Below are 4,301 nucleotides of genomic sequence, written 5' to 3'. Positions count from 1 at the left end.
GGGTGCTGGAAGGAATGAGACGCTGGCGTTCCCTGGAACACCCCTCATCCGACCGAGCTTCGCTCGGCCACCTTCTCCCACAAGGGGAGAAGGAGGAGCCCGCCCGGCCTCACACTTGACTCTTCGGCCGATTTCCTGTCTAGACGCCCTCGAATTCCGCGACGAGCACACCTTCGCGAAAGCCGACCAGGACGCCGAGGCCTCTTTGAGGCGAGTGCTGTAAAGAGATCCTGGAGGCCAACACCCGGCAGCGCGATGCGCCCCCGGGTGCTTTTTGGCTTTGCGCTTTTGCTTGGCGACCCGGCGCGAACGCACTACCTCTCGGGCATCATCCGGGTGCCAGAGAAAAGGAAGAAGAATGTTTGAATCCCTTCAGGAGCGCCTTGGCTCCATCCTGAATGGCCTGACCGGCCGCGGCGCGCTGTCAGAGGCGGATGTCTCGGCGGCGCTGCGCGAGGTGCGCCGCGCGCTGCTCGAGGCGGACGTGGCGCTGGAGGTGGTGCGTTCCTTCACCGACAAGGTGCGTGAGAAGGCGGTCGGCGCGGCTGTCCTGAAGTCGATCAAGCCCGGACAGATGGTCGTCAAGATCGTCCATGACGAGCTGGTCGACATGCTTGGCGCCGAAGGCGTCGCCGTCGACCTCAACGCGCCGGCGCCCGTCGTCGTCATGATGGTCGGCCTGCAGGGCTCCGGCAAGACGACGACCTCGGCCAAGATCGCCAAGCGCCTGACCGAGCGCCAGAACAAGAAGGTTCTGATGGCCTCGCTCGACACGCGGCGTCCGGCCGCGCAGGAGCAGCTTCGCCAGCTCGGCGAGCAGGTGAAGGTCGCGACGCTGCCGATCATCGCCGGCCAGAGCCCGGTCGACATCGCCAGGCGCGCCGTCCAGGCGGCGAAGCTCGGCGGCCATGACGTCGTCATCCTCGACACCGCCGGCCGCACCCATATCGACGAGCCGCTGATGGTCGAAATGGCCGACATCAAGAAGGTGTCGTCGCCGCACGAGATCCTGCTGGTCGCCGACTCGCTGACCGGTCAGGACGCCGTCAACCTGGCGAAAAGCTTCGACGAGCGCGTCGGCATCACCGGCCTGGTGCTCACCCGCATGGACGGCGACGGCCGCGGCGGCGCGGCGCTTTCGATGCGCGCCGTAACCGGCAAGCCGATCAAGCTGATCGGCACCGGCGAAAAGATGGACGGGCTGGAGGAATTCCACCCCAAGCGCATCGCCGACCGCATCCTCGGCATGGGCGACATCGTCTCGCTCGTCGAGAAGGCCGCCGAGACCATCGACGCCGAGCAGGCGGCGGCGATGGCCAGGAAGATGCAGTCGGGCAAGTTCGACCTGAACGACCTTGCCGCGCAGCTTCAGCAGATGTCGAAGATGGGCGGCATGGGCGGCATCATGGGCATGATGCCCGGCATGGGCAAGATGAAGGACCAGCTTGCCGCCGCCGGCTTCGATGACAAGATGTTCCGGCGCCAGCTCGCCATCATCTCCTCGATGACCAAGGCGGAGCGGGCGAACCCCGACATTCTGAAGCACTCGCGCAAGAAGCGCATCGCTTCCGGCTCCGGCACCGACGCGGCCGAGATCAACAAGCTGTTGAAGATGCATCGCGGCATGGCCGACATGATGAAGGCGATGGGCGGCAAGGGCAAAGGCGGCGGCCTGATGCGCGGCATGATGGGCGGCCTGGCCTCGAAAATGGGCCTCGGCGGCATGATGCCCGGCGGCGGCATGCCCGATCTCTCCAAGATGGATCCGAAGCAGCTCGAGGCCCTGCAGAAGCAGGCCCAGGCTGCCGGCCTCGGCAAAGGCTTGCCGGGCGGATTGCCCGGCGGACTTCCCGGCGGCGGCGGACTGCCGGGCCTGCCCGGCGGCATGAAGTTGCCTGGCCTTCCGGGTCTCGGCGGCGGTGGGCTGCCCGGCTTGGGGAAGAAGAAGTGAGGGGGCGATGAACGAGGAGAAGGACATGGCCGACGCACGCGCCATTCTGGCGGGCTACCGCGCTTCGATCGACAACATCGACGCCGCCCTCATCCATATGCTGGCCGAGCGCTTCCGCTGCACCAAGGCGGTCGGCGTGCTGAAGGCCGAGCATGGCCTGCCGCCCGCCGATCCGGCGCGCGAGCAGCAGCAGATCGCCCGCCTCCGCCAACTGGCGAAGGATGCGCATCTCGATCCGGATTTCGCGGAGAAATTCCTGAACTTCGTGGTCCGCGAAGTGATCCGTCATCACGAACAGATCGCCGCCAACAACGGCGTGACGAAAACCGGTTGAGAACCCAACCACACCGATCAACGAAATCAGAGCTTTTTAGGAGATAACAATGGCACTGAAAATCAGACTGGCCCGCGCGGGCTCGAAGAAGCGTCCTTACTACCACGTCGTCGTCGCCGACGCCCGTTCGCCCCGCGACGGCCGTTTCATCGAGGCGCTCGGCTCGTGGAACCCGCTGCTGCCGAAGGACGGCGAACGCGTCAAGGTCGATGCCGACCGCGTCAAGCACTGGCTCTCGCACGGCGCCCAGCCGACCGACCGCGTGCTGCGCTTCCTCGATGAGGCCGGCATCGCCAAGCGTGAGGCCCGCTCGAACCCGAGCAAGGCCCTGCCCGGCAAGAAGGCGCAGGAGCGCGCCGCCCTGTTGAAGAAGGCCCAGGAAGACGCCGCCGCTGCCGTTGCCGCGGCATCCGCCGCGCCGGCCGAGGCGGAAGCCGCGACCACCGAGTAATTCGGCGTTCAACTTCGTTCAATGGGAACGGCGGGCAAGATGCCCGCCGTTTTCGTTAGGTCCGCCTATAGACTCAATAGCCTTCCGGGCAGCGCGCGACATAGACGCGCCCGTAACGGTCGCGATAGCGGCACTGGCCGGCCTCGCTGGCATGGCCGATCAATGCGCCGGCGACAGCGCCGACGGCGCCGCCGACCACCGCGCCCTGTACCGGATTGTTGGCGACGGCAGCGCCGACCGCCGCGCCGCCCAGGCCGCCGATCGCGGCACCTTTTTCCGTCTGCGAACAGGCGCCCAGCGCCACCGTCAGCACCAGAATGGTAATCGCTTTCTTCATTTCAGTTCCTCTCTCACGGGATCGCCGTCCGCGCCGCCAAGTGTTTAACTCGCAGACGGCTAATTTGATCCCGAGGACCATGAAGACTGCCGGCGCTGCGCACGCCGCTGCCCAAGCTACATCGTTGAAACTGCTAACTTTTATGTTCGGTGGCGCGCTTCAAATTGGCGAGGCCGACCTCGAAATCCTTGCCGATCAGCGTGTCGAAATTCATGAACAGGCCCATCAACTTGGCGATGAACGGCCGGGCGCCACGCATCGCCCAGGTGACCGTCGTGGCCTCGCCCGATAGCGTCAAGGTGAAGTCCACTGTGTTGTTCGCCCTGAACGGCTTCTCGAAATCGAGCTTCAGCGACACCAGCGAGGATGGAACCGAGTTGGTGATCTCCATCCGGCCGACGCCGGCCTTGCCGTTGCTCTCCCAGCCGTAGGCCGCGCCCTTGCCGCCCTCGGGGCCGGAAAGCGTGCGCTTCATCTGCGGGTCGAGCTTTTCATAGGGCGACCATTCGGGCCAGCGCTTGAAATCGTTGATCAGCGGGAAGATCGCCTCGGCAGGGGCCTTGACGCTGGCCGAACGGCTGACGACGAAGTCGTTCGGCCGAGTCGCGGCATAGACAAGCACGGCGGCGATGATGACGACGAGGATGATGAGGATGGTGGTGAACATCTTTTTCTCCTTTCGGCCACTTATCGGCTGAACGGGATCAGAGCGCGCAGCTTGGGGTCCCTTAGGAACAAGCCGGCCCATAGGATGATACCGAGATAGACGCCGAACAGCGTATGGGAGAAAAGCGGGCTGTCGACCCGCACCTTGGTGGCGATGGCGCCGCCCATATAGGCGGTGAGCAGGATGGCGCCGAGCACAGAGGTGCGCGGCACGGCGTAGAGTGCGGTCGAAATCAGTCCGATGATGCCGAGCATGCGCGCGACATTGGGATCGGCCGGCCAGCCGAGCTGCACCATCGTCTGGGTGACGATGTCGAGCGGCGGCAGCTTGATGGTGCCATCGAAGATCATGAACAGCACGATGACGGTGCTGAGCAGGCGGCCGGCCCACAGGGCGCCCGACGACACGGGCGCGGCTTGAGTAATGCTCATTGACGTTCCCTCCTGGTATTTTTGGTTCGGACGCTGGCCATCCTTGCCAGGCTCGAACCAAGGACGCCGCACGGGTCCACGGTCCGACACGTCCCGGAATATTTTTCGCAAATGCGCGCGGCTCATTCCC

Annotated in this window: 6 protein-coding genes; 3 read left to right on the top strand and 3 right to left on the bottom strand. The window is 65.1% G+C overall.

Annotation, left to right across the window (positions count from 1 at the left end):
* Window positions 1-358: 358 nt before the first annotated feature.
* The 3 genes from ffh to rpsP are packed head-to-tail and all read left to right on the top strand — an operon-like array spanning window position 359 to window position 2,736.
* On the top strand, window positions 359-1,951 hold the full coding sequence (gene ffh, locus EOA29_RS27020) for a signal recognition particle protein (RefSeq protein WP_126091145.1): 1,593 nt from the start codon (window positions 359-361) through the stop codon (window positions 1,949-1,951).
* A gap of 7 nt (window positions 1,952-1,958) precedes the next feature.
* Window positions 1,959-2,285, top strand: coding sequence for a chorismate mutase (locus EOA29_RS27015; RefSeq protein WP_126091144.1), 327 nt, complete (start codon window positions 1,959-1,961; stop codon window positions 2,283-2,285).
* 49 nt (window positions 2,286-2,334) lie between these two features.
* Entirely contained in the window at window positions 2,335-2,736 is a 402-nt protein-coding gene (gene rpsP / locus EOA29_RS27010; protein WP_126091143.1) for a 30S ribosomal protein S16, read from the top strand.
* Between the two features lie 73 nt (window positions 2,737-2,809).
* Here rpsP and EOA29_RS27005 read toward each other — a convergent pair whose 3' ends face one another.
* The 3 genes from EOA29_RS27005 to EOA29_RS26995 form a co-directional block, all read right to left on the bottom strand.
* Entirely contained in the window at window positions 2,810-3,073 is a 264-nt protein-coding gene (locus EOA29_RS27005) for a YMGG-like glycine zipper-containing protein (RefSeq protein WP_126091142.1), read from the bottom strand.
* 133 nt (window positions 3,074-3,206) lie between these two features.
* Window positions 3,207-3,740 (bottom strand): SRPBCC family protein, encoded by a 534-nt coding sequence (locus EOA29_RS27000; protein WP_127221852.1) that lies wholly within the window; start codon window positions 3,738-3,740, stop codon window positions 3,207-3,209.
* Between the two features lie 20 nt (window positions 3,741-3,760).
* Window positions 3,761-4,171, bottom strand: coding sequence for a DoxX family protein (locus tag EOA29_RS26995; RefSeq protein ID WP_126091141.1), 411 nt, complete (start codon window positions 4,169-4,171; stop codon window positions 3,761-3,763).
* Between the last annotated feature and the right edge of the window lie 130 nt (window positions 4,172-4,301).

It is taken from the genome of Mesorhizobium sp. M1E.F.Ca.ET.063.01.1.1 (assembly GCF_003998155.1).
Classification (GTDB): domain Bacteria; phylum Pseudomonadota; class Alphaproteobacteria; order Rhizobiales; family Rhizobiaceae; genus Mesorhizobium.
The sequence above is the reverse complement of the archived record's forward strand: the minus strand, read 5'-3'. Positions and strand labels throughout refer to the sequence as shown.

Coding starts and splice junctions, on each gene's coding strand:
- ffh (WP_126091145.1), top strand. CDS start 359: ATGTTTGAATCCCTTCAGGAGCGCCTTGGCTCCATCCTGAATGGCCTG.
- EOA29_RS27015 (WP_126091144.1), top strand. CDS start 1,959: ATGAACGAGGAGAAGGACATGGCCGACGCACGCGCCATTCTGGCGGGC.
- rpsP (WP_126091143.1), top strand. CDS start 2,335: ATGGCACTGAAAATCAGACTGGCCCGCGCGGGCTCGAAGAAGCGTCCT.
- EOA29_RS27005 (WP_126091142.1), bottom strand. CDS start 3,073: ATGAAGAAAGCGATTACCATTCTGGTGCTGACGGTGGCGCTGGGCGCC.
- EOA29_RS27000 (WP_127221852.1), bottom strand. CDS start 3,740: ATGTTCACCACCATCCTCATCATCCTCGTCGTCATCATCGCCGCCGTG.
- EOA29_RS26995 (WP_126091141.1), bottom strand. CDS start 4,171: ATGAGCATTACTCAAGCCGCGCCCGTGTCGTCGGGCGCCCTGTGGGCC.